General features: G+C 70.0%; 1 pseudogene. It reads right to left on the bottom strand.

What is annotated here, in order from left to right:
• A pseudogene (locus tag AC1DU6_RS27990) lies at positions 1-2,273 on the bottom strand (hypothetical protein); the annotation flags it as partial.
• Between the last annotated feature and the right edge of the window lie 27 nt (positions 2,274-2,300).

The following is a 2,300-nucleotide window of genomic DNA, read 5'->3' on the forward strand; positions in this document are numbered from 1 at the left end:
GTCGAGGCCTGGACGGTGTTCTTCAGGTCGACCAGCTTGGCGCGCAGCGCGCCGTTGCCCTGCGGCGCGTCGAGGGCRTCGGCGAGGTTGATGCCGGCCAGCGGGTTGGCGGCGTCCAGGCTCTTGCTGCCCAGGTTGTCGAGCTGGGCCTTGACGCTGTCCAGCGTGGCGAGCAGCGTGTTGACCTTGGCGGTGATGGGCGCGAGCTGGGCGGCGCCGAAGGCGGCCGCCTGCTGCAGCAGGTCGTTGATCGTGCCCTTGACGACCTCGAGCGCGGCGCTGCCCAGCGAGCCGGGCTGGGAGGCCAGGCTGCTGATGAACTGGTACAGCCGCATCAGGTCGTTGAAGAAGGCCTCGACCTTGGTGCCGGCCTCCGAGGCGAACTTGGGCGCTTTGTCGAGGTTGTCGAAGAGCTGGGTGATGTCGTGGATCACCGCGCTCAGCGGGATGCAGCCGAACAGCAGCGGCAGCGGCAGGTCGCCCGCGYCGCCGGGCGGGAAGAAGTTGGTGGCCTTGATCTGGCCGCCCACCACGTCGGCCACATTGCCGGCCGCCGGCCCGAGCGAGCGCGACAACGCCGACGGGCTGAGGTTGGGCATGACGAAGCCGCCGCTGCGGTCGCCCTGCTTGGAGAAGTCGAGGCGCCCCATGCCGGCGCGCTCGACGACTTCGGCGAACACCTCGCCCTTGTTGACGCCGGGGTCGAAGCCGCTTTGCAGATAGGTCGTGTTCCAGCGCAGGCGGTTGAAGCCGTCGGAGCCGGTGAGCTGGGCCATTGCGCCGATGCGCGCCTTCAGCCGCGACACGCGCGGGTAGAACATGGGCTTGAGCAGGTCCGGCGTGAAGGCCTTGAAGGCCTTGAACGAGGTGCTCGTGGCGACCGTGGACGGCACTTGGGCGTCGAAGGTGAGATGGGCCACCTCCACCGCCGTGTCGCCGGGCTTGCTGCTCAGCGCGAGCGTGACGCGCTGGCGTTTGAGCTGGGCGGTGGCGCGCTCGGTGCCCTGCGGGTCGTCCACCGCGTCGGCAATCTGGAACTTGCGCCAGCCGGTGAGTGCGCGGTTGGCCGTGTCCGCGGCGCCGCCGGTGCCCGAATGCTTGGGCACGAGCTTGTTGCCGACCTTGTCCCGGGGGCTGGCCATGGTGTTGGACATGAAGATCAGCGGCAGCTCGAACTGCACCTCACGCCCGTCCAGGTCGGTGCCTGCCATGCGGAAGGGGAAGGGCGTTGGCGAATCGCCCGGGCCCGTGGCGGGCCAGAAGAGCAACTGGCCCAGGCCCGGCTCGACCTGGGTCTTGATGGGCTGGGCGAGATCGGGCGTCACCGTCGTCAGCATGCGCACCGAGGTGAAAGGCAGCTCGTGCTCGACGGTTGCATCACCTGCGCCGAAGGGGCGCAGCGTGGCAGCGTCGTCGTAGTGCTTGATCTTCTCGCGCACGATCATGAACATGCGCTGGCGCAGATAGGCCGGGTTGCCCGGCAGCTTGTGGAACTTGCGCTCGCTGACCTTGATGAGCACGGCGCGGTGGCCAAAGGGGAAGAGCACGCCGCGGTAGACGACGCGCACATAGTGGTCGCGGCCCTGCGTGGCCTGGTGCACCCAGCTCTCCACGTCCAGCCCCGGCGGCTCCCAGTCGCCGCGGCTGTCGAGCCAGGCGCCCTGGCTGGACAGCATCAGGAGCCGCGTGTCGATGGGTTGGGGCTCGTAGTTCGTCATCGAGAAGTTCGACGACAGGTGCGTGACCTGGTAGCGGTCGTAGTCCGATAGCGCCGTCTCGCTGGTGACGAAGGGGTTGCCCGCGTCGGGCCCCGGCAGCTCCGTGAAGCCGGAAGGGAAGGCCGACTGCATCGCCTTCTGGCCCCAGCCCGTGGTGGCCCAGACGGCGCGCACCGTGCGCCCCGCGTCGGGGGCCGGCGAGTCGACACCCGCGGGGCCGAGCAGCCGCGTGTGCCACAGCTCGGTGTGGCCGGAGTAGGGCGACGTGGCCGCCTTGGTGGCATGCCGCCAGTGCTCGCCATCGTGCGGCGAGATGATGAGCCGCCAGGGCAGTTCGATCGCCGTCTGGGTGCTGGTGGGCAGCGCGGGCTTGGGCGGGATGCGCATGGGTGGCGTGATGTCCACGATCACCGCGTCGGGCARCGTGGCCTGGCTGCCGATCACATCGCCCAGGCGCCGGCGCAGCGTCGCCTGGGCGGCCTCACCGCCGCGGCGGGCGATCTGTGTCTGGCGCAGGCTGAAGGCGTTGAGCGCCGGCCCGGTGAGGCCGGCCATGGCCTGCACGGGCAGAAGGGTGGTCGC

The sequence above is a fragment of the Roseateles sp. P5_B10 genome, assembly GCF_056400485.1.